Raw genomic sequence first — 24421 nt, 5'->3', positions numbered from 1 at the left:
ACTAAAAGTATAAATAACTATAACTATATAGGCTAGGAGGTTATATGATGAGTTCATCAATGAAATCAAATCAGTCTTCTACTCAACTGTCAAAGAGTTATAAAGGTAAGCAGCTAGTTTGGAGCTCTATATACAGGTTCGCCTTGAAAAATGGTTTAAAAATAGATGTTAAAAAACATCCAGAATTGAACAAACTTGGCTATTGGGCTAAAACGGATGATCAAGCTAATTTACGTCTTTGGTCACAATTAAGCCGTCCAGTTTTGATTAAAGAATTTTGCGAAATAACGCAACTAACGCCAGAGGATTTTTATGTGAATTCGGCCGCTGAAGCAAAGCATAATTGGCCAATTTCACGGAGTTTTAATTAGTCGATGAAATTTTAAGCACACCTTCTTAATTGCAAAGTGTGCTTTTTATATACCTAAAAAAACTGTTTTAATTTATAAAAGGTTAGTACAATAAAAGAAAAAGTAGCCAACTATCTTTGAACAATTTCAAACATTGACAAACAAAAAGGAACAATTATAATAATGTTTGACTAAGTTAGTTGCTTAATCTAATTCTAAAAGTAGGTAACCAATGTTAAAAAGTGAAAGAATAAAGACTATTTTGCAAATGGTCAATACTCAAAAGTTTGTAACAGTAGATGAATTAGCTCAAAGCATGCAAGTCTCTGACATGACAATCAGGAGAGATCTTAACGAGCTTCATAAAGCAAATAAGATATTACGTGTTCATGGCGGAGCTCAATTGCTGTCTGATCAAAGTTTGATTGAAAAGAGTTATAAACAAAAACGTGAGATTCATAATAAAGAAAAGGATGAGGTTGCAAAGCGCGCTTGTAATCTGATTCATGAAAACGATTCTATTTTTGTTGGTCCAGGGACCACTTTGGAATTGATGGTAGCAAATCTTAAGGTAAAGAAATTAAGAATTATCACTAATTCGTTACCGGTTTTTGAAGCTGCCAAAAATAATATGAATGACTATGATTTAATCATGGTTGGTGGTGCCTACAGAAGAATTAGTGGTGCGTTTTTAGGAGCATTAGCTAACAATGAATTAAAAACCATGTCATTTTCGATTGGTTTTGTTGGGGTTAATGGTATTAAGGATTCTGCCATGACAACAGCTAACTTAGAAGAAGGTCAAACTGAAGGTATAGGACTAGATCATTCTCAACTAAAATTTGTTGTTGCAGATTACACTAAGCTAGATCATAGTGATTTTCATCAATTTTATGATCTACGTAACGTAGATGGTTTAATCACTAACCATGAAATTGCGCCTGAGTTGGAAAAACAGTACAGTCAATTTACGACTATTTATAAGTAGTTTATTGAGAGGAGATACAACTATGAAAGTTGTCATTGGTAGTGACGAAAATGGTTTTATCTTAAAAGAAAAGATAAAAGAGTATCTGGAAAAGCACGACTATGATGTTGTAGACGTCACGCCAGAACCTGCTGAAGACTTTATTGAGTCTAGTTTAAAAGTTACGCATGAAGTGCTAGACAATGGCATTAAGAAGGCTATTATGTTTGACGAATATGGTGTTGGCTCTGCCATGGCATCGAATAAAGTTAAAGGCATGGTTACAGCAAATGTGAACGAGGAAAGAACAGCTCACATGACCGCTATGCATAATGGCGCAAAGGCAATTGCACTTGGTAGTGGAATTGTAGGTGAAAAGCTGGCTTATTCGATTGTACAGCATTATTTAGATACAGAATATGCAGGCGGACGTCATCAAGTTCGCTTGGACATGCTTGAAGAAATGATTTAAGGAGACTGCAAATGTTAGAAAATGATAGACCACAGCCAGAATTTGTTGATCCTAAGATTGATAAGCATACTGTAATTGCTTTGGGAAATGATCATATTGTAACTTCTATGAAAATGGCAATTTCTGATCATTTAAAAGATGAAGGCTATCAAGTTATTGATGAAGGTACTCACGATAACACAAGAACACATTATCCAATTTATGGAAAGCGTGTAGCTGAAGACGTTGCTGATGGAAGAGCAGATTTAGGTATTGTACTTTGTGGTACTGGTATTGGTATTTCAACTGCTGCAGATAAAAACGAAGGTGTTCGTGCAGCAATGGTTGGTGACGTTGCACAGGCTGTATATGCGCGCCGCGAATTGAATGCAAATGTATTAGGCTTTGGTGGTATTGTGCTTGGACGCGATTTTATTTTTGACATCGTAGATTCATTCTTAAATGCCAACTATGAGCCAAGTGAAGAAAATAAAAAGTTAATCGAAAAAATCAATGGTATTGCTGAGCCGAATTCTGAACAAAAAGATAATATTCACTTTTTTGATGAAGAGAATAAAAAGTGGGCAGAAGGTTATTACCACGACTAATAATAACTGAACAGTAAAAAAAAAAAATAATTAAATTTAATCGCACACATAAGAACTATGATCTAAAAATCATAGTTTTTTTTATGATAAAAATGCCATGTTGAATTGAATTACCTTAATCCGTTATAGTTTGCTGGATAAAATATGTGCTATTATTATATTCAATAACAATTTTTGGGTTTTGAGTTAGGGAGAATTTTAATGTTTAGAGTTGTAGCATATGGTGTGCGAGAAAACGAAGTAGAGTATTTTAAAAAATTAAATAAATATGATTATGATTTACAACTGGAATCAGAATTATTAACACATGAAAATATTGAAACTGCCAAGGGTGCTGATGCGGTTTTGCTCAGAGCAAATTGTGAGGCGGACGATATTAATTTGGCAAAGCTAAATGAGTGGGGTATCAAGTATGTTTTCACTCGAACAGTTGGCTATAATCATATTGATTTAAAGGCAGCCGCTAAATATGGGATGGAAGTTGCACGAGTTCCTGCATATTCACCATATGCAGTAGCTGAGCTAGCAATGACATTAGGAATGATGCTTTTTCGGCATACGGCTTTGGCAACAAGCATGACTGAACAAGGTAATTTTAGTGTTTCAACTGCAACTTTTTCAGGTGAAGTTCATTCCAGTACTGTTGGAATTGTTGGCACTGGTCGAATTGGTGCCACTGAAGCTCAACTATATAGTGGCATGGGGGCTAAAGTATTGGGCTATGATCCTTATCCTAGTGATTTTGCAAAGCAATATGTTACTTTCGTTAGTCAGGATGAGCTATTAGAGAAGTCCGATATCGTTTCAGTTCATGTTCCTTATTTTCCAGGGCAAAATGATAGTTTAATTGATAAGGAATTTTTGGCTAAAATGAAAGAAACTGCTGTCCTTGTTAACACTGCACGTAGTGAATTGGCTGATTATGCCGCAATCATTTCTGCAATTAAAGCCGGGCATATTGCAGGGTTTGCAAGCGACGTTTTACCAAATGAAGCAGAAGTCTTGGGACACGACTTTAAGGGCAAAATTACAGACGAAACAACTAAAGCGCTAGTTGATTTATATCCAAGAGTTTTATTAACCCCGCATATTGGTTCATATACCAGTCCAGCTTTAACTGACATGATTGCAGTTAGCTATGATAATTTCCATCAAGCTATAGAGACTGGCAAAACAGACAACGACGTTAAATTAGATTAAATAAGACAAAGTTAATGAAAAGACAAGTTGGTTAAAATTCCAACTTGTCTTTTTTAATGGCATAAAAAAGCGTTTGCATTTTTGAGTGCTATTAAATATAATATCAGTAGACAAGTGAACAAAAACTAACACAATCAAACAAAAACGAAAACTTGTCGATTTTTTAAGGGGGATTGGCTTGTGAAAGAGAATAGTCTATTTTCTGTGGAAGCTGTGTTTGTCAGCGATGCAACAGATTCAACTGCAATTTTTAAGGAGGTTTCAAAGAGCTTATTTGCACGTGATTTAGTTAAAGAAAGTTTTTTCAATGAAATTACTAAAAGGGAAGAAAAATATCCTACAGGAATAGATACTTCGCCAATTTCAAAGGAATTGCCTAATATAGCAGTTCCACATACTGAGGGAGAGTTTGTCAATACTTGCTTGATAGTTCCAGTAGCATTGAAAAACGAAGTTATATTTAAAAATATGATTGAGCCTGATAAAAATTTATCAGTTAAATTTTTATTTATGATTTTAAATGATAATCCAGAAGGGCAAGCAAACATTTTGGCACAGATCATGGACTTTCTCAGGCTAACACCAGTTTCAAAATTAACCGAGTTGTTTAACTATACTGATCAAGATAAGATCTTCCAGTTTTTAAACAATAGTTTTAATAATCATTAGGGGAGGATATTTATGAGTAAAGAAGTAAAATTTCTTGCAGCATGTGGCGCAGGAGTAAATTCATCTCATCAAATAAAAGATGCAGTAGAAGAAGAGATGAGAAAGCGTGGTTATAACGTAAAAGTTGATGCGTATATGGTGAAAGATGTTAATGAAGAATTGTTATCTCATTATGATGGCTATTTGACAATTGCTAAAACCGATCTCGCATTTACACCTAAAGTTCCACTTATTGATGCTGGAGCTATCTTGTATCGAATGCCAGCTATGGCTAAGCCAGTTTATGATAATGTCGAAAAAGTTGTTAAAGAAATTATTGCTAACTAAAATTTCAAGGGGAAATAAGAATGAACGTAATAATTAATTTTGCTAATTCGCTTTTTAAACCCTTAATTGATATGGGTGCAGCGACAATAATGTTAATTGTTTTGACATTGATTGCTGTGTTGTTCCGTGTCAAATTTACTAAAGCTTTAGAAGGTGGTTTGAAATTAGCCATTGCGATTACAGCAATTGGTAATGTAATGAATATGCTAACTACGGCATTCCAAAAACCTATGCTGCAGTTTGTTAAACACACTGGTATCCATATGGATATGCAAGATATGGGTTGGGCACCTTTAGCAACTATTACTTGGGGCTCTCCATATACCTTGTTTTATCTTTTAGTACTGATTATTTTAAATGTTGTGTTATTGCTTTTAAATAAAACTAATACTCTAGATGTTGATATTTTTGATGTATGGCATTTAGCATTTGTAGGACTGTTTTGTGTTTACGTTGGAGCACCACTTTGGCTTTCGACTTTGTTGGTTATATTTATTGGTACGATGAAAATTATTAATTCGGATTTAATGAAGCCGACATTCAATGATCTAATGGATGCGCCTGAAGGCAATCCTATGACCACGACCCACATGAATTATATGATGAATCCAATTATTATGGTCTTTAATAAGTTCTTCGATAAATGCTTACCGTGGCTTGATAAATTTGATTTTGATTCAACAAAGTTAAATGAAAAAATTGGTTTTTGGGGAAGCAGATTTGCAATTGGTGTTTATCTGGGAGTTTTTGTTTCTTTATTAGCTGGTAATAATTTCGCTACTGAACAAGGTTGGAAAGATATGTTTACTCTTTCTTTCATTGGAGGATCGTGTATTGAACTGTTTTCTGTGATTGGTTCATGGTTTATCGCATCTGTTGAACCACTATCACAAGGTATTGCTGATTTTGCAACTAAGAAATTTTCAGGTCGTACATTTAATATTGGTTTAGATTGGCCATTCTTGGCAGGACGTTCTGAAATTTGGGCAGCAGCAAATGTTTTGGCTCCAATTATGATGCTTGAAGCAATGATTTTACCAGGTAACAGATTAATGCCTTTAGGCGGTATTATTGCGATGGGTGTTACACCAGCATTACTAGTTGTTACTCGCGGTAAAATAATTAGAATGATTATCATTGGTACGGTTGAATTACCAGTCTTTTTATGGGCGGGTACTTTAGTAGGACCATTTGTAACTAATATGGCTCACTCAGTTGGTGCCTCAATTCCAGCTCATACATTAGTTTCAGATACTACAATGGAAGGTCCTGTTGAAAAGTTTTTGGCATACTTGGTTGGTAATGCATGGAAACAACAAGGAATGTTCATTGTTTACGCATTAATTGCTTTAGCTGTTTACCTCTTACTGTTTATCTGGTATGCAAGAGAAATGAAGAAGCGTAATGCAGAATATGAAGCAAAAGAGCAACAAGCCTAAAAAATTTTAGTTTAAGACGAAGGTGATTGGATTGAAAAAAATGAAAAGTTCCTCAAAGGAAAGAGCAAGGCAAAATAAAATCTTCTTTTGGGCTGTAGTCGTAATTGGTATCAATTTTTTACAGTTAATTTTTAAAAACTGGATTACTAGTTTGATTGCAATGGTCGGCACAATTTATGCATTATATCGAATTGTTGTATTCGATAATCCTAAAAATCGCCTTAGTCAGAAATACTATGATTGGAAAGGCAATAAATTAATTAAATAGTAACTTTAAAAACCATTAGGGGTACTTACCTAATGGTTTTTTTGACTAAATAAGTAGTTTTCAAAGTTACAAAAAATATAAATAGTGAGAGACATTATATAAAGGTTTAAATTATATTTTTTGAAATTTCAATTGAATTGTATAAAGCCGGTGACTACATTGTAAGAATCAGTAGACTATTAGTTTAGTTGACACAATTATTTGTAAAAAAGTAATTGAAAGCAGATTGAAATAAAACGCTTTCTTTGCTAAGCTTTAAGTGGTATCAACCAGTTAAAGAGAAAGGGAGTGTGTTAATGCAAAAACCACTTTACCGACAGGTCATTCGAGATTTAGAAAACCAGATTAGACAAATGAAACCTAATGAAAAATTGCCTAGCGAACGCCAATTATTAGTAAAGTATAGCGTTAGTCGAAATACGATTAGGCTTGCTTTACAGGATTTGGAAGAACGCGGGCTAATTTACCGTCTCCATGGCAAAGGGACTTTCGTTTCAAGTAACTTTTTAAGTCAACCCAACATCGGTGGGATGTACTCGTTTACTGAAGAACTTAAAAAAATTGGGCAGAAGGCCTCAACGCAAAATCAAAGTTTGTCGCTAATCGTTCCTGACGAACATATTGCCACACAGCTAAATATGGCTTCGACTGAAAAGGCATATAAATTAGTCCGCTTACGATTAGCTAATAATCAACCACGAATTTTTAGCACATCTTATTTACCAGAAAAATTATTTCCTGGACTTGAACTGTCAGACTTAAATGACAAACCTCTATATGATGTAATGAAGGAAAAGTATGATCAGATAAGTGTGATGGCTTTTGAAGATGTCCAAGCAGTTTGTCTTAACCAAGAAGAAAGTGAAAACTTGGCAGAAAAAGTCGGTTCGCCTAGTTTGAAAATTTTCCGAAAAACAATTAATGATAAAAATGTGCCAATTGAATTCACAATTTCGTTAGCGCGAGGCGATAAATTTGTTTATCGGTCAAGACAATATAACGATTTATTTTAATATTTATAACAACTAAGGAAGGCTTAAAAAAATGTTTACTAAAACTGATGAAGAATTAACAAAAATGGGTGCAAAGATTACAACACGTGAAATTGAACAACAACCAGAATTATGGCAAGAAACCTGGTCAATATATCAGAATAATAAAGCAAAAATAACTGACTTTTTAAATCAAGTTCAAAATCAATGGGGCAAAGTAAGAGTGATTTTCACAGGTGCAGGAACTAGTGCATACGTGGGAAACATGATAATGCCTTATTTACAAAAGAATGGCGATCGTACTAAGTACAATTTTGAGGCAATTGATACAACCAAAATAGTTTCTACACCAGAAGACTATTTAGAAGAGCAAACTCCAACTATCTTGGTATCATTTGCTCGTAGTGGTAATTCACCTGAATCAGTCGCAACTGTTGAATTAGCTAAAAAACTAGTCAAAAATTTGGCCCAAATTGCAATAACTTGTGCACCTGAGGGACAGTTAGCTCAAGATTTAAAAGATGATGCTAATGGATTAGTACTATTGATGCCAGAGAAATCTCTTGATCAAGGATTTGCGATGACCGGATCATTTTCTTGCATGAGCTTAATGGCACTACTAGTTTTCGATACGTTAGCAGATGATCGTAAGGAAAAAATAATAGGTCAAATTGCACATATGGGTCAAAGTGTTATCGAACGAGAAGATGAAATTCAAACTTTGGTTAACACTGACTTTAACCGTATTGCCTATATTGGAAGTGGATGTTTAGGTGGATTAGCAGAAGAGACACGACTCAAGATTCTAGAGTTAACTGCTGGCGAAGTAGCAGCATTATTTGATACTTCGATGGGCTTACGTCATGGTCCAAAGTCATTTTTAGATAAGAAAACCATTGTTTTTGACTTTGTATCCAACAGCACGTACACAAGACAATATGACTTAGACATTTTAAATGAAATTAAAGACGACCAAATTGTTCCATTAGTAATGGCAGTTGGACAAGAAAAAGACGGTCAAAACTTTTCAGGAAAGGCATTTACCTTTAGTGATGAAGAGCTGTTACCTGATGCTTACTTGGCACTGCCAGATGTAATGTTTGGTCAAACAATCGCCTTATTAACTTCAATTAAAGTTAATAATAAACCTGATACACCATCACCAACAGGTACGGTTAACCGTGTTGTCAAGGGTGTAACAATTCATGAATTCTAGTTTTAGAGAATCATTACTATATAAAATGTTTTTATAAGTAAACTTTTTATCAGGAGCATATTGACAAAAAGTGGTTGGTACCTTAATATGAAATTGTGAAAGCGTTTTAATTAATATTTAGATTTCCTTATAAAGATATGGAGGAAGAAATATGAATATTGTGGGGGCAAGAGTCGATGAACGCTTAGTTCATGGTCAAGTTGCTAATCTTTGGACACCAAATTTGCAAGTAGAGCGAATTATTGTACTTGATGAAAAAGCGGCACAGGACGACATTCAAAAAAGCGGTCTAAGGATGGCAACACCAATGACTACAAGATTAAGTGTTTTACCAACTGAAGTAGCTGCTGATCACTTAAAGAAGAATCGCTATGGCAATCAGAGATTGTTTCTTGTTGCCAAAAAGCCAGATAAGTTTCTTGATCTTCTTAATTTAGGAGTTGATCTCGATACAATCAATGTTGGTAATATGTCAAAACAAGATGATACTACTGAGTTAACTAAACAGGTTAACATTAATGCCGATGAAGCTCAGACTTTCAGAGAAATTGCCAATAAGGGCGTTAAGTTGATTGCACAGCTCAATCCTAGTGTTGATGCTCGTGACTTGATGAAATTAATTGATGAAAAAATGAAGTAGGAGGAAGAAAATGGCTTGGTGGCAAATATTACTGCTTACTTTGTATGCAGGATTAGAAATTTTAGACGAACTACAAGTTTATTCAGCATTGAATACACCAGTTGGTGCTGGCTTAATTGCTGGTATTATCATGGGCGATTTGCCAACAGGATTATTCATTGGTGCTTCAATGCAATTAACCGTTTTAGGAATCGGTACTTTTGGTGGAGCATCAAAGATTGATGCAACGACTGGTACAGTCTTAGCAACAGCCTTTTCTACTACTGTTAAAGGAATGAGTCCACAAACGGCTATTTCTTCAATTGCTGTTCCGGTTGCTGCAATTATGATTGAATTGGATATTTTAGCTAGATTTGCAAATACCTATTTCTCTCACAGAATTGATCACTTAATTGATCAAGATAAGATCAACTATAAAGCAGTTGAACGAAATGTTTTATATGGTGCAATTCCTTGGTCCTTATCTCGTGCAGTCCCAGTCTTTATTGCTTTAGCCTTTGGACGTGGCCTTGTACAAACCATCGCTAATGCACTAAATGGTGATTTATTATGGCTAGGTAATGGATTAGCAGTTGCTGGTGCTACTTTACCAGCTGTTGGTTTTGCAGTTTTATTGCGTTATCTACCAGTTAAAAAGCATGCCGCATACTTGATTTTGGGTTTCACGGTTACCACATTGTTCTCAGTTCTCTTTAGCAGTATTCAAGCTCTTGGAACTGGCCTATCTCAAGTTAATAAAGGCTTTACTTCAATTTTCAATGGCTTACCAATGCTTGCAATTGCAATGCTAGGACTAGCTCTCGCAATTTTGCACTATAAGAGCATCCCACTTACAAAGGGTGCTACCCAAACTACTGAAAACCAGAGTAGCAATGCAAATTCTGATTCTGACGATGAAGGAGAGATTACTGATGACGAACTCTAAACCTAAATATAAATTGACGGATCAAGATTTCAATCAGATTAACCGGAGATCACTCTTTGGCTTTCAACTAGGTTGGAATTATGAAAAAATGCAGAACAGTGGCTATCTTTACACGATTTTGCCACAATTACGTAAAATTTATGGTGATGATACACCTGAATTACGTGAAATGATGAAGACGCATATGCAGTTCTTCAACACTTCTAATTTCTTTAATACGATTATCACAGGCTTGGATCTTGCCGTTGAAGAGAATGAAGGAATTGAAGGTAAGGATACTGTAACTGGTATTAAAGTTGGTTTAATGGGCTCATTTGCAGCCATCGGTGACTCGATTTTTGCATCATTAATTCCAACTATCTTTGGTGCCTTGGCAGCTTCAATGGCTACGCAAGGAAATCCAATTGGAGTAATCATTTGGGTTGCTGCATGTTTGTTAATCTGTGTCTTCCGTTGGAAGCAACTTCGCTTTGCCTATGGTAAGGGTGTCTCACTTGTTACTGACATGAGAGATCAGCTTAATGCCTTAACCGATTCAGCAACTGTACTAGGTGTCTTCATGGTTGGCGCATTAGTTGCAACGATGGTTAACATTAAATTTGCTTGGGTACCACAAATTGGTAAGGTAACAATGAATATTCAAAATAATTTGGATATGATTATTCCTAAGTTATTACCAGCTGCGGTTGTGGGCTTTGTATACTGGATGCTTGGTAAGAAGGGTATGACTTCAACTAAAGCAATCTTTATTGTTTTAATACTTTGTGTCATTCTAGGTGGTCTTGGAATTGTTACAAAGATATAATAGAATATAGTGACAGTTACTAAGACATCTTAAATGATTTGATTATTAAATAGAGAGATAAAGTATGGCAGAAAAAGAGTTAATTTTAATTAGTCATGGAACCATGGCAGAAGGTGTGAAAACCAGTGCCGAACTGATTATGGGTGAACAAGAGCACTTGCACACAGTTTGTTTACTACCGTCAGAAGGTCCAGATGATTTTAAACAAAAGTTTGAAGAGCAAATTTTAGGAATGAATGCTGAAGACATTACAGTTTTTGCAGATTTGATGGGTGGTACTCCAGCTAATGTGGTAAGTAGAATAATCATGAGTGGCCAAAATATCCATTTGGTTTCAGGAATGAATTTACCACTTGTAATCGAATGGCTTAACAGTCAAATGAACGGAACAGAATCCGATTTGATTACAGCGGGTAAAGCAGGAATTGTTGATGTTACTAAAATGTTAGCCAACATGAAAAAATAAAATTTGCTAAGTTAAAAGCCTAGTTCTTATTAAAGAACTAGGCTTTTTAGTTGGATTAAAAACATAACTGAATTGTTTCTAAGGAACTAAGTGGTTCGTCAATTGTAGCAATGTCATGTTCAATGTGAATTTGAACTTGCTTTCTTTCCAACTTATTACCATGTTTTCTGATGATGGTAACTGTGTCACTTGGAAGAGGTGCGGCTAGATGCCAATTAATTTGTTGGTAACCATCTAAGGTAAAGTTAGATAGCCATGCGGCTGTACGATCTTCTTGTACAAGTAATTTAACGTTTGGCATTTCCACTAAATAGTCGGCTGGACAAATGCTATTTATCATTTGCTGTAATAGACCCTGTTTATACGTTGTGAATTGTGCTTCCCAACCATGAGCAGGATCTTGATCTATCGGCAAGATAAGAATGTGGTCATCAACTATTGCCATTACATTACCAAGCTTTTCATCAAGTGAGTTATATGCATAAGACCAAATGCTGACATTACTATTCGGCTGATATTCCAACTTTAAGTAACTACCAGTTTGTTGCAGCATAGTGATTCGTGGGTTATCGACACCTTCAACAGTATGACCATCTGCTTGTTCAAACACTTGGTAATTTGACCTATGAGGGTGCCATTCAGCTTTTTTGATATGTAATAAACTACCTAAGCCTCGATCAAGCAATACTTGGATACTCTCACCATCGAGAAGAACATGATTGTTTGCAATTAAGTCCGAGATTTGCGTATTCGTTAAATTGCGGAGCAGTTGCCCCGAAATTGCAAGAGTTTCACCTGTCAAACGGCTATTTGCTGCAAGTGGAAAAATTGTTGTGGCGAAACTAAATGATCCCAAGAGACTTGCCCAATTTTTTTCGTGAGGTAAGAGCTCTTGGATGTCTTTACCTGTCGTTGTATGTATGTGATAGCTCGAATCTTGATCTACTAAGATTTTGATGCCGCTTAAATGGTCAATTGGCAGACGGTTTTCTACTAATTGGTTAACGAATGGTTTGATTTCCGCAAGCATTTCTGCATATTGCCAACTATTATTAATACCATTTCCCATCATATCGAAAAGGTTTAGCAAAATTCCTTGACTGCCTATTAAAGCAGTGGAAATGATTTGGAACTTAGTAAATGACAGTGATTTAACTAGCGGTGAGTACATATAGCTTTCTAGCTCAGGATATAGCTCTGCATTTTCACCTAGAAAAGCGGCAGTTATTCGTGTGTACTCTTCAAAGGCACGCCCGTACTGCAATGGAGCCACTTCATTGTATGCAGGTAAATGGGGACGTGCAATTTTTGGATGTCCTGCTCCTGCTTGGGCTGAGAACAACTTATTCCAGTCGCGTCCTTCTAGGGCATGCCAGTCAGGATAGGAGGTCATTTGTGCCAAATCAGTTTCTGGACTAACTTGATGAACTGCCTGTTCAATTAGATGCTCGGTTTCAATCATTTCAATTCGTGCTTGATCTAAATAAACTTTTCGCTCAAGTGTCGGTTCCCCTGGCTGCAAAAGTTTGGCAACAAATTCTGAGCGCGTTTCTTCATGTGGTAACTTCTGATTATAAAGTTGCATGTGATAATCACAAAAGCACATTAATTTTAGTGGTGAGTGGTTATAGTGACGAAAATCATCTTCTAGCCAGAGGCGGCGAGGATGAATACTGGCATATTGTGCATATGTTTCGGCTAAGTACTGCCGCCATTTTGGATCGGCTGGGCAAGCCATGTCTTTAGCCTTATTACCGTCAAAATCAACAAAAGTGTTAAAACCAATTTCAGGATTAACATGATAGCCGCGATCTGAATGCATAATTGTTGTCCAAGGATTCAGACTTGTAGTAACGCCAATCTCCGCTAGCTCTTTCTGCAATGGTTTAATTGCATCAAGCCAGCGCTCGGTCTCATTTCTAGTCAAATGACTGTGGTTCATTTCCTCACCGTTAATGAAAAACGCAACGTCGTCAATTTGCCCTTTTTTTACAAAATCAATTAGTTTCTGATCTTTAGCTGGAGTATTTGACCGTGGGTCCAGCATGTATCGTAGTGTATAAATAAAGCTCATAATTTCATTCCTAATAATAAAAACTGCTAAATTATTTAAACTTATCATAGCAGTTATTGATGAAATAGAACATTAGTTAAAAAAATATTAATCATTTTTAAACTATGCTATCGGTGAAAAGAAGCTAGCCGGAAAAAATTTATGCCTTGCAATCTAAATAAGTGGTTGGACCTTTAATTCACAACTATCTATTTATCTGACATTTAAAATAGCTTATAATAACTTTTATTAATATTTTTTAATAAAAATCAAATATTTGTTAATTAGCGTGATAATTACGCGCAATTGACTTGTTAAATGAAAACCTTAAAAACTATCAGTTTATAGGAGGAAAGAGCAATTAATCAGCAGAAAGAAACCGAGCAGGTAAAAGAAGTTAAAACATTAAAACTACAAGCAATTGCAAGTGTTGAAAAACAGTGTGATTATTTTGAAATTAAATATGTAGGTGGCTTAGTAGGACGCCTATATTTGATTGATGCAACTACGTTCCGCTACTATGTTGATCCATTGAAAAAATTTCAAGAGCCGGAACAGTCTGAAGAAGGGCTACACGCACAAATCTTTGTTAAAGATGTTTACGGTTATGCAGGGATGAATGAAGCTAGTTTAAAAGAAACTGCAAACGGCTGGCAAATTTCAACTGGAGTAATTGAGATTTGCTTCAAGCAAGCACCGGCAGTAATGTCTGTAAACAAAAATGGTCAAACTATCCTAGAAGAAGCAGAGCCACTTGAACTGACTAATGTAAAAACAACACAGACTTTGGTTAATCATAGTGCAAGCTATTTTGGTGGTGGTACACAAAATGGACGATTTAATCTAACGGGTGAAAAGATCGAAATCGTCAATACTGGTAACTGGGTTGATCAAGGTGTAGCTTCTCCAAGTCCATTTTATTGGTCCAATGCAGGTTATGGCGTCATTCGTAACACCTATAAGCCAGGCCACTATGATTTTTCTAATATTGATAGTCAGAAAATAACTATCAATCATGAAGAAGAGCGTTTTGATGCAGTTTACTTCCTTGCGGACACTGCATATGAATTACTTCATGAGTATCATCAATTAACTGGTCAGCCGATTTTAATGCCAATCTTTGGTTTTTATGAAGCTCACTTGAACGCATATAACCGTGACTATTGGGTTGAAGTGAAGCCAGATGAAAAAGGTGCAATTAAATATCCAGATGGCAAATACTATCGTGAGTATTTGCCTAAGGACTTGCCAGCAGAACTAAAGCAGCAGTCAATTAGAGAGACTTTGAATGGGGAGCATGGCGGTGTAACTTATCAATTCAGTGCACGAGCAATGCTAGAACAATATCTTGAACATGATATGCCGCTAGGCTGGTTTTTACCAAATGATGGTTATGGGGCTGGTTACGGTCAAACAGATACATTAGAAGGAAACTTGGCCAATCTGGCAGAATTTATTAAGTTTGCCAACGCTAAAGGAGTTCAAGTAGGATTATGGACGCAACAAAACTTATCTCCAGTTGATCCTGAACATCCGAAACCAGATGATCGTGACTTTGAAAAAGAGCTTGTTGCTGGTGTAACTGCATTGAAAACTGATGAAGCTTGGGTTGGTAATGGTTATTCATTTGGTTTAAACGCTACTCAAAGCACAGCTAAGATGGTTGAAAAAATAAAAGGAGATCAGCTCCGTCCATTTATTCTCACGCTTGATGGCTGGGTGGGTACCCAGAACACAGGTGCTGTTTGGACTGGGGATGAAGTTGGTGGAGAATGGGAATATATTCGCTTCCAAATTCCGACATATATCGGCGAAGGGCTTTCTGGTCAGCCAAACGTTGCTTCTGATATGGATGGCATCTTTGGCGGTGAACATCCAATTATTAACACTAGAGACTATCAATGGAAAACATATACACCAATTGAACTTAACATGGATGGTTGGGGCAAAAATCCCAAGAATCCTTTTGTTTTTGGCGGTATCACAACTAAGCTTAATCGGGCGTACCTGAAACAAAAATCAATGATGCTTCCTTATAGCTATAGTATTGCGGCTCAAGCTTCCTTTGAGAGTAAGCCAATGATTCGTGCAATGTTTTTGGAATATCCAGAAGTTCCGGAATACTACACTAATTTAGTTAGGTATCAATATCTCTGGGGACCTAATTTCTTGGTAGCACCAATTTATCAGGATACGGCAAGTGATAAAGATGGTAATGACGTACGTAATGAAATCTACTTACCTGATACTGAGCAAATTTGGATTGACTATTATACAGGTCAAGAATATCAAGGCGGACAAGTTATCAATAACTTTGATGCGCCTTTGTGGAAATTGCCTGTCTTTGTTAAAGCTGGGGCAATTATTCCGATGGCACCTGCAACGAATACACCGCGCGACTATCTGAAACTAAAGAAACAACGACAAATAGTGTTTTATCCTGCTGGTGACACCAATTTCACTCTTTATGAAGATGACGGTATTTCGGCTAAATATCAAAAGGGTGAGTATGCCCAAACAAGAATAGCAAGTCAGTTGGCCGATAATAATTTGACAATCAAGCTTGAAAGAACTCAGGGTGGGTACGATGGATTTGATCCTGAAAAAGTAACTGAACTAGATATTAGAACTAAGAAAGCTCCTGTAGCTATTGAAGTGAAGGCTGGAAATGATGAGATTAAGCTAACTGAGGTAAATAGTATAGAAAAATTTGAAAAGCAAGCTAATTGTTTTTATTTTGACCAACACTATTTAACTAATCCATATTTGAAAGAATTCGATCCAAAGCTTGAACAATCCTTTTTAAGAATGAAAATTAGTCAGACTGATGTTGTTCAAACTGATTTAACAGTAAATATTACTGGGGTTGATGCCACTCCTGTTGCCGTTAATAAGATTCCAGCAGTAAATGATACTGTGGCTATTCCAGTGGAACTTAAGCAAGATGAGACCAAAACAACTGACACTGCTATTAGTGTTTTGTGGGAACCAGTTCTTCGTAGTGAGAGTTATCAACTAAAAATTGATCACCTTTTATACACTAATATCAAAAAGCCACAGTTCACTTTGAATAGTTTAAAACCCGACACCCTACATGAATTTCAGGTACGTGTTGTAACTGAAAAGGGTGTATCTGCTTGGAGTCCAAAGGTTAACTTTAAGACAAAAATACAAGTTGAAAAAGAGAAATAATTTTCGAACTAAAAAGAAATATTTTCAGTAAATCAGACATTTAACAGAAAATATTTTCAAAAAACTCCACATAGTTGGAAACCTTTACAAATATGTTAGCGCTTCTTTAAAACGGCATTGTATCGGTATATAATAACAGTGTGCGATTAAAGAAAATACTAAAAGGAGACATATAATGAGAACAATTTCTGCGGCAGTTGCCAAACATATGGAAAATTTGTCAACAACTGATGGGGTAATTAGCGCTTTAGCAATTGACCAACGTGGTTCACTTAAACAAATGTTGGCAGATGCTGCTAACAAGCCAGCTGATGAAACAACAATTGTTGATTTTAAAAAGGCAGTTTCAAGTGAATTAACGCCATATGCTTCGTCAATTTTGACAGATCCAGAATATGGTTTACCAGCAACGAAAGTAAGAGATAAGAATTGTGGTTTACTGCTTTCATATGAAAAAACAGGATATGACACAACAGAGCCTGGTAGAATGCCTGACCTTATTGCTAATCAATCTGGTTTGCGTATCAAAAATGAAGGCGGAGACGCAATTAAGTTTTTAGTTTATTATGATCCAGATGAAGGTCAGGAAATTAATGATAAAAAACAAGCCTTTGTTGAGCGTGTTGGTGCAGAGGCAAGAGCAAATGAATTGCCATTCTTTTTAGAAGTCTTAACTTACGATGCAAATATTGCAGATGCCAAAAGTGAAGAATTTGCAAAAGTTAAGGCTAACAAAGTTATTGAGACAATGAAAGAATTTTCAAAACCTCAATATGATGTAACTGTATTGAAGGTAGAAATACCTTTTAATATTAAGTATGTTGAAGGCTTCAATGGCTCTAACAATGTTGTTTACACTCAGCAAGAGGCAAAGGACTTATTAAAAGAGCAGTCTGAAGCAACAGACTTGCCATATATCTTCCTGTCTGCTGGAGTAACCAGTGAAGAATTTATTGCCGAAATTAAAATGGCTGAGGAAGCTGGCGCTGACTTTAATGGTGTTTTATGTGGACGTGCTACTTGGAAACCATCTATTGAACCATTTGCTGGCGAAAGTGAAGAAGCAGGTCGAAAGTGGCTATCGACAAAAGGTAAAGAAAACATTGAAAATCTTAACGCAGCTCTCAAAGGTGCAAAATCTTGGCGTGAAAAGTTAAGTGTTGAATAATAGCTTTAATGTTTGAAATTAATTAACTGAATATACTTTTTATACTATTGCTGTATTGAAAAATATAGCAATAGTTTTTTGTTTGTATCTTACCGGTACTATCTGCTAATTATTAATTCGTACTTGTTAAATTAGTTTCAATAGATCTGCAGCTGTAGATCTAGCTCTCTCAGCTGTTGTTTAAAGAACAGATTTTTTTACACATAAAAAGGCACTGTTTTTAAGTAATGCCTTTTGCTTTTTTACATATTAATTTTGGTTATAGTAATCTATCCATTCTTGGCTGCTACCTGTTACTTCAATAAACACTAATCCAACACAAGAGGAATTTCCGTCCCAGTAATAGTTTAATCCTAAAGAACCGTATGATAATTTATCGTCTTTGCCTAAAATGGTTCTGTCGTAGTAATCATCATTTTTTAGACTTTCAAAGATTTCAGTTGCTACATGCTCAGGATTTCGATCTTTTATATTAAAAACGGCTGGAGCCCCTAAGTAGTTTCCGTAATACTTATAGTTATCAACTGCACGTATAGCGTTTACTCCTTTTGACGTCAAATTTGGCAAGTGCTTTTCAAGGTCTGCACCATTAATATCGTCCGCATAAATAATCATGTTAGCTGATTTTGATGTCACTTTTTTGATAAAGGAATCTAATTCCAAATTAGACTTATATGCGGGATAGCCTTTTTCTACACGATAGGCTTGTATTTTCTCCCATAAATGGTTTTTTACTTGGGCTAGTTGACTGTCACTAAAATATACTGCATATCCTAGTTTATCATTGCTATTTGCAAGTAAACTTCTAACTTCTTTTGGTGTCGGCTTATCTCTTCGCTCTGATAGCCCTGTGTCAATTTTGTCAGTGGAATCACTGGTCTTATCTTTTTCAGTATTAGTTGCAGTGCCACTACTCTTAGCAGTAGAAGCTAAAATATACTGATTATTCCCAAGTTTGTAGAATAAATATCCTTTAATTTTAGTAGTGCCATATGCAACTTTTTGTGTGCCAGCAGAAATAAGTTTACCTGTCGATACAAATTTGCTATTGAAAATCATAGCAGGCTTAGTCAGTGTTATTTGAAACCCGTTGTTTGCTTTTCCTTGGTTTGAAGTAGCAGCTGCATTAGCTGATTTAATATACCGTGTCTTCGACAAACAGTAGTATTTTTTACCTTTTATATTTATTGTGCCGTGCGTAGTGAAGACTTGCCCTTTTTTCAAACTTTTACCGTGTTTTCGTACACCGCGCTTAGTATATACATATGCGTTGCGCTTGAGCTGCACCATTGTGGTAGCAGCATTTGCTGTTTGCGTGAGAGGAGCTGGGCTTTGTTTACTATTAAAGCTAATTCCTAATAATGCAATGCCAAGAAGAATAGCTATATACTTTTTTCTTTTAGTTTTCATTTTTAAATTCTTTAAGATGGTATTTTATAATTTGATAGATCCTGTGTTTATAATACATTATGGCAAAATTAAGGTAAAGTCGGTCACTAGTCTGTAGACGGTTATCTTTTTTATGACTTAAAATTCTAATACATAAAAGGCATTCTCCAAACTAATATTTGGAAAATGCCTTTTTGCTTGAATTCTTAGTTTTTCTGACAAGATACAACTGACCATTAAGTTAAATGAGTTAGGTATATTTAAGCATAGTTGTGATTGCTACTTACTTTTATAAAAATTAGTTCGAACAGAATATGCATCACTAAAGATACGCGTCATGATCTGTAGTGGCAAGCGTGATCTGACCTCATATTCAGGGAAATAATTTGTTTTTGACTGGTAGCCGATAAATGAAAGCGTTGAATAGTGACTAATACTGCCATTTGAATTCGTCGAGAAAGTTAAAATTGGAATATCGTTTTTGTTTAAAATTTTAGCTGCAGCAACCAATTCTTCAGTTTCACCGTTGAGGGTAATAAAAATCACTAACGAGTCAGGTTTAATTTTTTTAGCAATTGTTTTGATGATATTGGGATCCGAATGGAACTCACAGTACTTACCGGTAAGCTGAAGCTTTACCATCATCTCATTTGCGATTGATTCTGATAAGCCGCGAGCAAAAATATAGACTAATTTAGCTTGTTTAGTCATTGAAATACTGTCTTCAAGCGTACTATAGCTCAAATTATGGAGTGTGTTGTTCATTTCAATTTCGTTCTTAGTAATTACACTACGGATTTTATCGTCTGCGTCATTGAGAACACTAAAAGAAGAGGAGGAGTTACTCTTGAGCTTTAATGATTCACGATAGGACGTATAACCACTGTATCCCATTTTTTGCATTGTTCTGACAATTGTAGCTGTAGAGACATGAGCAAATTGGCTTAACTTAACAATCGACATTTTCGCAATCTTATCAGGATTGTTTTCTACAATATTCCACAAATGTAGTTCAGCAGAACTTAATTCTCTTGATGACATTCTTTTACCCCTTTTGTAAATGTTTTTCTGCTTATTCAAGTAAACGCTATCATTATTGAAAATCGTTACACTCTATAGCCTGTATAATAATCCAAAAGGTGGTAAAGGAGAGAATACTTTGATATACACAATAACTTTAAATCCGGCAATTGATTTAGTAATTGTAACCAAAAAATTAGAGCCTAAGGTTGTTAATCGAACTGAGCGATTTGAATTGCAACCTAATGGTAAAGGTGTCAACGTTTCATTTATTTTAAAGAAACTAAATATTGACAGTATTGCAACAGGAATAGGTGGTGGTTTCACATTAGATTATGTTACATCGGGATTAGAAGATAGTGGGATTAAGGCCAACTTCTATAAAGTTGATGAACCAACTAGGGTTAATGTTTTTACTAATGTAATTGATCAAAATACTGAATATAAAGAGGTTAATCCAGGTCCCATAATTAGTCAAGCTGTCCAAGAAAAGTTTTTGAACTACTTGGATTCTAGCGTTCATAAAAACGACATGATTGTAATTTCTGGAAGTTTTTCTAGGGGAATTGAACCTAACTTTTTAGTTAAGATTGCTCAAATTGCAGAAAAAAATGCAGTCAAATTAGTAATTGATTGTAGCTACCTGGCAGTTTTGGATACATTAAGGTTTCATCCATTTTTGCTTAAACCAAATGATGATGAACTTGCCACTTTTTTTAATTATCACGGTGAGATGACACAAGAAAAGATAATCGAGCTTGCACAAAGATTAATTAGACTGGGGTGTCAGAATGTCCTGGTTTCACTAGGAGCACAAGGGGCTGCGTTAGTTAATGAAAACACTGTACTTTATGCTAATGCACCTAAAATCAAGTTAGTGAATTCAGCTTGTGCAGGTGATACGATGCTTGGAACATTTATTGGATTATTATCCAAGGGCAAATCAGCTAAAGAAGCTCTTAAAACAGCAGTTGCTGCAGGTAGTGATACAGCTAGCAGATTGGGGTTAACCAATTTTGAACTAGATGAGTTATTGCCACAAATTACAATTAGAGAAGGGAAGACTGAATGATGACTAAATATGACTTGGTGGGAGCAACTGGTTGTGCAACCGGTGTTGCCCATACTTTTATGGCTGAGGAAGCTTTAGAAAAAGCTGCTCAAAAGCTGGGATATACAATTAAAATTGAAACGCACGGTCAGACCGGTATTGAAAACAAATTATCACCAGAAGAAATCAAGGATGCCAAGGCAGTCATAATTGCTTCTGATATAGATGTTGGAACAGATCGTTTTGCTGGAAAAAGGCTAGTTATGGTCCCAGTTGCACGAGGTGTAAAAGATCCAGATGCATTAGTGAAGAAGGCTCTAACAGCGCCTATTTATAAAGAAGGGCAGACGGCCAAAGGAGAAAACGAAGCTAGTGCGACACAAACGCAGAATTTCGGCAATAAGATTTATACTTCATTAATGAATGGTGTTTCTCACATGTTACCGTTCGTGGTTGCAGGCGGTGTCTTAACAGCTATTTCCTTTTTCTGGGGAATTGACTCTGCTAACCCTAAAAGTAGTGAGTATAATCAAATTGCTGCAATGCTAAATACGGTCGGTGGTACCACGATGAACCTGATGGCACCAGTTTTGGGAGCTTACATAGCTGAAGCCTTTACACAAAGAACTGGTTTCGTAGTGGGACTAGCAGCTGGATTTGTGACCTTTAATGGAGGTGGCGGATTTTTAGGAGCAATTGTAGCAGGTTACTTGGCTGCAATCGTTGTTACGCTATTACAAAAATTATTCAAGCCATTGCCTGACAATAAATTTAGAGGCTTAAAGTCAATCTTTTTACTTCCTGTCCTTGGCGTTTTAATCACTGGTTCAATTATGTTTATGTTGAATACCCCAATTAAGGTAATTAACGTTGGTTTAATGAACTGGCTTAGAGGATTTGAAAATACTAATCCTGCATTATTGGGAATTATTATCGGTGTAATGTGTGCATCTGACTTCGGTGGCCCGATTAACAAGGCAGCATATGTTACTGGAACAGTCCTTTTAGCACAAGGAAATTATTATTTCATGGCTGGTGTTTCAGCTGCTTGTATTGCACCACCTTTGGCAACAGGTTTTGCAGTTCTATTTAACCCTAAAGCATATTCAAATAGTGAAAGAGCTGCGGGTTATGTTAACTTTTTGTTAGGTTCAACTCACATTACAGAAGGTGCTATTCCATTTGCAGCTAAACATCCGCTTTGGAATATACCTGCATTCATGATTGGTTCAGCAATCGCTTCGGTTCTAACTTATATTACACGTATCACGGTTCCTGCACCTCATGGTGGTTTTATTGTTTTACCTTTAGTTAATAAACCATTTCTATGGGTTCTATGGATATTAATTGGTTCAGTTGTTTCTGGAGCTCTTTTGGCACTAATTGCTGGTAGGTTTGCCAAAAAAGAGCAACTTGCAACTGAGAATGTCACAGCTAGTGTCTCAAATAATGGTGAAGTAAGTGCTGATGAATCATTTGATCCTAGTGAAATTCTTGAACTAAAAAACATTCAAGTTAATGTAGACGTTGCAAGTCGTAATGACGCTTTACACTATTTAGCTGACTTTGCTGAAAGAAATGGTTTAGCAAATGATAGTGAAAAAGTATATGACAGTTATCTTAACCGTGAAAAGGAGGGCTCAACAGGAATGACTGATGGTTTTGCAATACCTCATGCCCAGTCTTCTGCAATTACCAAGTCCTCGATGATTGTTCTCAAACTCAAAAATCCAGTTGAGTGGCAATCACTAGATGGTCAAAAAATTGATACAGTTATTTCTTTCCTAATTCCACAGGTAGATAGTAATGCCCATTTACAGTACTTATCAAACACAGCTAAGCTTTTAACCCATCAGGAATTTATTACTCAGCTCAAGAATGCTAAATCACCTGATGAAATTATGGCACTGTTTAAAAATTAGCAAATAAAAAATCCTAACTTCTTAATAAGTTAGGATTTTTCTTTATTTAATTAATCCGCAATCTTTTTTGCCTCATCGAGAGCCTTCATAATAGAAGGATTTTTTGAATGGCAATCTTTAATCATTTGGATATCTTCGTCACTTAATGTAACAGTATATTTGCTCATGATTATTGTCCTTTCTGCAAAAAACTTATCTTAACTATAGCACTTTTAGTGCTAAATTTAATTAATAATGGCGAAAAAAACAGAGATAGCACCGATAAAATAGCGATTGTTATTTTTCAATCATGTTTCAAAAGCGCCCTAAAAAAATCCTAATTGCTAAATACAAACGTTAGTTCTTGTAAATAGCAAATATAAGTAAATCTAGCACTATAAGTGGTTTTCACACGTTTACTAATTTTAAAAAATTCTATTACAAATGTGACAAGTATTTTTATTTAGGTAATTATTTCTTAAAAAGCGAGTGATACTTCTGTTATGGTTCTGCAATTTTTAGGTTGTAGGATATAGAACATCAAAGCGAAAGTCACTTTTGTGCTTTCAATTTGAGATAGAAAAAAGATTGGGTTTTTTATAAGGAGAGATTTTTTTGAAGGTAAAATCTATCTTGGCTAAAACAGCAGCAGTAGCAGCAATGTCAATTTCTGGTGTAGCATTAATGAACAGCACCAATACAGACACGGTTCAAGCTGCAACAGTAGAAAATGATGCAGAAGTTGTAACTGTAAATTATGTAGATGGCAATTCTATCCGCGTTTGGAACAGCTACAAGCATCCTGAAGCTACTGGACAAATTTTGCCAAGTAATTCTTCCTGGAAAGTTATTAAAACTGCTTATGACAAAGATGGTCATAAATGGTACGACCTAGGTAAGAATCAATGGGTAAGAGCTAAGTACGTTAACAAAGGCTACTACCCAGAAAATGCTTCAAGTCAAGAAGCAGTAGTTGCAGATGATAATTCAGCTAATGCGGAAGATACAAGTGTAAACTACAGCGCAAATGCGCAAAATTATGTAAGTCCAGCTGGCTCAGAATCTGAAGCTAAGGCATGGATTGCAAGTCGGGAATCCGGCGGCTCATACAGTGCACAAAATGGTCAATATATTGGCAAATATCAACTATCAGCTTCCTACCTTAATGGAGATTACTCCGCCGCTAACCAAGAGCGCGTTGCTAATAATTATGTTGCGCAACGTTATGGTTCATGGGCAGCCGCTAAGGCATTCTGGCAAGCAAATGGCTGGTACTAATAATTCCGCTAAAAATATAAATAACAATTTAACAAAAAAGAAGAGC

At 35.8% G+C, this 24421-nt stretch carries 23 protein-coding genes; 20 read left to right on the top strand and 3 right to left on the bottom strand.

Annotated features, from left to right (window positions below):
* The first annotated feature begins 44 nt into the window (after nucleotides 1-44).
* The 15 genes from H3R25_RS08200 (at nucleotide 45) to H3R25_RS08130 (ending at nucleotide 11323) form a co-directional block, all read left to right on the top strand.
* A complete protein-coding gene (locus H3R25_RS08200) occupies nucleotides 45-371 on the top strand; it encodes a hypothetical protein (RefSeq protein ID WP_187158717.1) in 327 nt (108 codons plus the stop codon).
* Nucleotides 372-582: 211 nt separating this feature from the next.
* Nucleotides 583-1338, top strand: coding sequence for a DeoR/GlpR family DNA-binding transcription regulator (locus H3R25_RS08195; protein ID WP_198194959.1), 756 nt, complete (start codon nucleotides 583-585; stop codon nucleotides 1336-1338).
* 22 nt (nucleotides 1339-1360) lie between these two features.
* Nucleotides 1361-1789 (top strand): galactose-6-phosphate isomerase subunit LacA, encoded by a 429-nt coding sequence (lacA, locus tag H3R25_RS08190; protein ID WP_122034358.1) that lies wholly within the window; start codon nucleotides 1361-1363, stop codon nucleotides 1787-1789.
* Nucleotides 1790-1800: 11 nt separating this feature from the next.
* Nucleotides 1801-2376: a galactose-6-phosphate isomerase subunit LacB gene (lacB, locus tag H3R25_RS08185; protein ID WP_122034360.1), complete on the top strand. Its 576-nt coding sequence runs from the start codon at nucleotides 1801-1803 to the stop codon at nucleotides 2374-2376.
* A 201-nt stretch (nucleotides 2377-2577) separates the two neighbouring features.
* A complete protein-coding gene (locus H3R25_RS08180) occupies nucleotides 2578-3576 on the top strand; it encodes an NAD(P)-dependent oxidoreductase (protein ID WP_198194957.1) in 999 nt (332 codons plus the stop codon).
* Between the two features lie 180 nt (nucleotides 3577-3756).
* Nucleotides 3757-4245, top strand: a complete 489-nt coding sequence (locus tag H3R25_RS08175; protein ID WP_198194955.1) for a PTS sugar transporter subunit IIA — start codon at nucleotides 3757-3759, stop codon at nucleotides 4243-4245.
* A gap of 12 nt (nucleotides 4246-4257) precedes the next feature.
* Nucleotides 4258-4572 carry a PTS fructose transporter subunit IIB gene (locus H3R25_RS08170; protein ID WP_187158713.1) on the top strand — a complete coding sequence of 105 codons (315 nt, stop codon included), beginning with the start codon at nucleotides 4258-4260 and terminating at the stop codon, nucleotides 4570-4572.
* 20 nt (nucleotides 4573-4592) lie between these two features.
* Nucleotides 4593-6011, top strand: a complete 1419-nt coding sequence (locus tag H3R25_RS08165) for a PTS transporter subunit IIC (RefSeq protein ID WP_198194953.1) — start codon at nucleotides 4593-4595, stop codon at nucleotides 6009-6011.
* A 40-nt stretch (nucleotides 6012-6051) separates the two neighbouring features.
* A complete protein-coding gene (locus tag H3R25_RS08160) occupies nucleotides 6052-6279 on the top strand; it encodes a hypothetical protein (RefSeq protein WP_232349923.1) in 228 nt (75 codons plus the stop codon).
* Between the two features lie 296 nt (nucleotides 6280-6575).
* Complete coding sequence (locus H3R25_RS08155; protein WP_074426396.1) at nucleotides 6576-7292, top strand: GntR family transcriptional regulator; 717 nt, start codon at nucleotides 6576-6578, stop codon at nucleotides 7290-7292.
* Nucleotides 7293-7323: 31 nt separating this feature from the next.
* Nucleotides 7324-8487 (top strand): SIS domain-containing protein, encoded by a 1164-nt coding sequence (locus tag H3R25_RS08150; protein ID WP_198194952.1) that lies wholly within the window; start codon nucleotides 7324-7326, stop codon nucleotides 8485-8487.
* A gap of 151 nt (nucleotides 8488-8638) precedes the next feature.
* Nucleotides 8639-9127: a PTS sugar transporter subunit IIB gene (locus H3R25_RS08145; protein ID WP_198189147.1), complete on the top strand. Its 489-nt coding sequence runs from the start codon at nucleotides 8639-8641 to the stop codon at nucleotides 9125-9127.
* Between the two features lie 10 nt (nucleotides 9128-9137).
* Nucleotides 9138-10052 (top strand): PTS sugar transporter subunit IIC, encoded by a 915-nt coding sequence (locus tag H3R25_RS08140; protein WP_198194950.1) that lies wholly within the window; start codon nucleotides 9138-9140, stop codon nucleotides 10050-10052.
* Entirely contained in the window at nucleotides 10039-10857 is an 819-nt protein-coding gene (locus H3R25_RS08135; RefSeq protein WP_074426349.1) for a PTS system mannose/fructose/sorbose family transporter subunit IID, read from the top strand. Before H3R25_RS08140 ends, H3R25_RS08135 begins: the two co-directional genes overlap by 14 nt.
* 64 nt (nucleotides 10858-10921) lie before the next feature.
* The gene (locus H3R25_RS08130) at nucleotides 10922-11323 is read left to right on the top strand and encodes a PTS sugar transporter subunit IIA (RefSeq protein ID WP_198194947.1); all 402 of its coding nucleotides are present in this window, start codon (nucleotides 10922-10924) and stop codon (nucleotides 11321-11323) included.
* Between the two features lie 55 nt (nucleotides 11324-11378).
* Here H3R25_RS08130 and H3R25_RS08125 read toward each other — a convergent pair whose 3' ends face one another.
* Nucleotides 11379-13397, bottom strand: coding sequence for a hypothetical protein (locus H3R25_RS08125; protein WP_198194945.1), 2019 nt, complete (start codon nucleotides 13395-13397; stop codon nucleotides 11379-11381).
* Nucleotides 13398-13868: 471 nt separating this feature from the next.
* On the opposite strand from H3R25_RS08125, the gene H3R25_RS08120 reads away from it, so the two are divergent.
* On the top strand, nucleotides 13869-16568 hold the full coding sequence (locus tag H3R25_RS08120) for a TIM-barrel domain-containing protein (RefSeq protein ID WP_198194942.1): 2700 nt from the start codon (nucleotides 13869-13871) through the stop codon (nucleotides 16566-16568).
* A 175-nt stretch (nucleotides 16569-16743) separates the two neighbouring features.
* Nucleotides 16744-17736 (top strand): tagatose 1,6-diphosphate aldolase, encoded by a 993-nt coding sequence (locus H3R25_RS08115; RefSeq protein ID WP_122034372.1) that lies wholly within the window; start codon nucleotides 16744-16746, stop codon nucleotides 17734-17736.
* A 249-nt stretch (nucleotides 17737-17985) separates the two neighbouring features.
* Here the strand turns inward: H3R25_RS08115 and H3R25_RS08110 are convergent, their stop codons facing one another.
* Together H3R25_RS08110 and H3R25_RS08105 are read right to left on the bottom strand one after the other, a co-directional pair.
* Nucleotides 17986-19146, bottom strand: coding sequence for an SLAP domain-containing protein (locus tag H3R25_RS08110; protein ID WP_198194940.1), 1161 nt, complete (start codon nucleotides 19144-19146; stop codon nucleotides 17986-17988).
* A 258-nt stretch (nucleotides 19147-19404) separates the two neighbouring features.
* Entirely contained in the window at nucleotides 19405-20166 is a 762-nt protein-coding gene (locus tag H3R25_RS08105) for a MurR/RpiR family transcriptional regulator (RefSeq protein ID WP_109715153.1), read from the bottom strand.
* Between the two features lie 118 nt (nucleotides 20167-20284).
* On the opposite strand from H3R25_RS08105, the gene pfkB reads away from it, so the two are divergent.
* From pfkB to H3R25_RS08090, 3 genes are all read left to right on the top strand, one after another.
* The gene (gene pfkB, locus H3R25_RS08100; protein ID WP_187158705.1) at nucleotides 20285-21217 is read left to right on the top strand and encodes a 1-phosphofructokinase; all 933 of its coding nucleotides are present in this window, start codon (nucleotides 20285-20287) and stop codon (nucleotides 21215-21217) included.
* Nucleotides 21217-23118, top strand: a complete 1902-nt coding sequence (locus tag H3R25_RS08095; RefSeq protein WP_198194977.1) for a fructose-specific PTS transporter subunit EIIC — start codon at nucleotides 21217-21219, stop codon at nucleotides 23116-23118. The genes pfkB and H3R25_RS08095 overlap by 1 nt, the downstream gene beginning before the upstream one ends.
* A 594-nt stretch (nucleotides 23119-23712) precedes the next feature.
* Nucleotides 23713-24375: a hypothetical protein gene (locus H3R25_RS08090; RefSeq protein WP_198194938.1), complete on the top strand. Its 663-nt coding sequence runs from the start codon at nucleotides 23713-23715 to the stop codon at nucleotides 24373-24375.
* Nucleotides 24376-24421 lie beyond the last annotated feature (46 nt).

This window comes from Lactobacillus sp. M0390, from assembly GCF_016102085.1.
Lineage (GTDB): Bacteria > Bacillota > Bacilli > Lactobacillales > Lactobacillaceae > Lactobacillus > Lactobacillus apis.
This window is presented reverse-complemented; position numbering and strand designations above follow the sequence as displayed.

Coding starts and splice junctions, on each gene's coding strand:
- H3R25_RS08155 (WP_074426396.1), top strand. CDS start 6,576: ATGCAAAAACCACTTTACCGACAGGTCATTCGAGATTTAGAAAACCAG.
- H3R25_RS08180 (WP_198194957.1), top strand. CDS start 2,578: ATGTTTAGAGTTGTAGCATATGGTGTGCGAGAAAACGAAGTAGAGTAT.
- H3R25_RS08105 (WP_109715153.1), bottom strand. CDS start 20,166: ATGTCATCAAGAGAATTAAGTTCTGCTGAACTACATTTGTGGAATATT.
- H3R25_RS08110 (WP_198194940.1), bottom strand. CDS start 19,146: ATGAAAACTAAAAGAAAAAAGTATATAGCTATTCTTCTTGGCATTGCA.
- H3R25_RS08195 (WP_198194959.1), top strand. CDS start 583: ATGTTAAAAAGTGAAAGAATAAAGACTATTTTGCAAATGGTCAATACT.
- lacB (WP_122034360.1), top strand. CDS start 1,801: ATGTTAGAAAATGATAGACCACAGCCAGAATTTGTTGATCCTAAGATT.
- H3R25_RS08135 (WP_074426349.1), top strand. CDS start 10,039: ATGACGAACTCTAAACCTAAATATAAATTGACGGATCAAGATTTCAAT.
- lacA (WP_122034358.1), top strand. CDS start 1,361: ATGAAAGTTGTCATTGGTAGTGACGAAAATGGTTTTATCTTAAAAGAA.
- H3R25_RS08130 (WP_198194947.1), top strand. CDS start 10,922: ATGGCAGAAAAAGAGTTAATTTTAATTAGTCATGGAACCATGGCAGAA.
- H3R25_RS08125 (WP_198194945.1), bottom strand. CDS start 13,397: ATGAGCTTTATTTATACACTACGATACATGCTGGACCCACGGTCAAAT.
- H3R25_RS08165 (WP_198194953.1), top strand. CDS start 4,593: ATGAACGTAATAATTAATTTTGCTAATTCGCTTTTTAAACCCTTAATT.
- H3R25_RS08140 (WP_198194950.1), top strand. CDS start 9,138: ATGGCTTGGTGGCAAATATTACTGCTTACTTTGTATGCAGGATTAGAA.
- H3R25_RS08170 (WP_187158713.1), top strand. CDS start 4,258: ATGAGTAAAGAAGTAAAATTTCTTGCAGCATGTGGCGCAGGAGTAAAT.
- H3R25_RS08145 (WP_198189147.1), top strand. CDS start 8,639: ATGAATATTGTGGGGGCAAGAGTCGATGAACGCTTAGTTCATGGTCAA.
- H3R25_RS08095 (WP_198194977.1), top strand. CDS start 21,217: ATGACTAAATATGACTTGGTGGGAGCAACTGGTTGTGCAACCGGTGTT.
- H3R25_RS08115 (WP_122034372.1), top strand. CDS start 16,744: ATGAGAACAATTTCTGCGGCAGTTGCCAAACATATGGAAAATTTGTCA.
- H3R25_RS08150 (WP_198194952.1), top strand. CDS start 7,324: ATGTTTACTAAAACTGATGAAGAATTAACAAAAATGGGTGCAAAGATT.
- H3R25_RS08160 (WP_232349923.1), top strand. CDS start 6,052: ATGAAAAGTTCCTCAAAGGAAAGAGCAAGGCAAAATAAAATCTTCTTT.
- H3R25_RS08200 (WP_187158717.1), top strand. CDS start 45: ATGATGAGTTCATCAATGAAATCAAATCAGTCTTCTACTCAACTGTCA.